This is a genomic window from Hydrogenivirga sp. 128-5-R1-1, assembly GCF_000171895.1.
The window spans coordinates 1-1,115 of record NZ_ABHJ01000497.1; the positions used below are offsets into that span (position 1 = coordinate 1).

At 22.8% G+C, this 1,115-nt stretch carries 1 protein-coding gene; it reads right to left on the reverse strand.

Going from position 1 to position 1,115, the window contains the following annotated elements:
• Positions 1 to 981 (reverse strand): POTRA domain-containing protein (locus tag HG1285_RS00395; protein ID WP_008289674.1); only part of this gene is annotated, 981 nt, incomplete at its 3' end.
• Positions 982 to 1,115: the final 134 nt, after the last annotated feature.

Sequence of the window (1,115 nt, forward strand, 5' to 3'; positions counted from 1 at the left end):
TAAGCTTTTTGGGATTTTATGGTCTGAATCTATTTTAATTTTTGAAATTCTATATTTTTTACCCTCATATATGTAAATTGTAATAACAGCTTTTTTGTTTTCTAAAAACTCTTTATATGAGTAATCTACACTTGCATCTAAAAAACCTTCTGATTTATAAAATTGCTGTATTTTTTTAGCAAAATTTTGTATCTGATAATAATTTACTCCGTTTTCTTCAAATTCAGAAAATTTTAAAAGAATATTTTTATCTACTGAATAGTTCCCAACGAATTTAATCTTATATTTAAAGCCATGTACAATATTAATATATAAAGATAGTTCTTTATCGTTCAATTTATGTAAATTGAAAATAGAAATAAAAGCATCGTAATATCCCTCTTTTTTAATTCTTTGGAGGAGTTTTTCTATTTTTGACTGTACATTTGAAAATTTAAAACTTTTATTTTTTAAGTTTAAAACCTTTTCATATTTATTTTGAATTTCAGGAGAAATTTTTCTATCTGAAATAAATTTTATATTTTTTATTTTATACTTTTTATTTTCTCTTATATTAATGTTTATATAGGAGTTTCCTTTCATATCAGTTGTTAGTTTTACTGATATTTCTGCGTCTAAAAATCCATTGTCAAAATAAAATTGCTTTAGCTTTAAAGGTATAATTGAAAGCTCGTCCTGAGATATGTATTTACCTTCATATATACCAGCTATACCTTTTATCTCCCTATCCCAGTATGAATCATTACCTTTTATTATAATTTTTTTGATTAAAGGTTTTCTTAACAGGTATAGTTTCTGATTTTTATATTTTATATCTAAAAAACTTTCCGTTTTTTTTAAAAATTTAACTATATCCTCTTTTCTATCTAAGCTGTTGTAAACTTCTTCAATATTATTTTGTGGAAGTGGATAATTTGAAACGATTTCAAGACCATAAATGTGGGTTGTAATTAATAACAAAATTATGTAAAAAAGTCTCATAAATTTTCCAAAAATGTTATTTTATTAATTATGTTAATTAGTTTAATAGAAAACATAATCTATAACAATAAGTGTAAAACCTGCGGTAAAACTTTTTATTTTTCAGCTCAAAACCTTTTCTGTAAAACTGTACC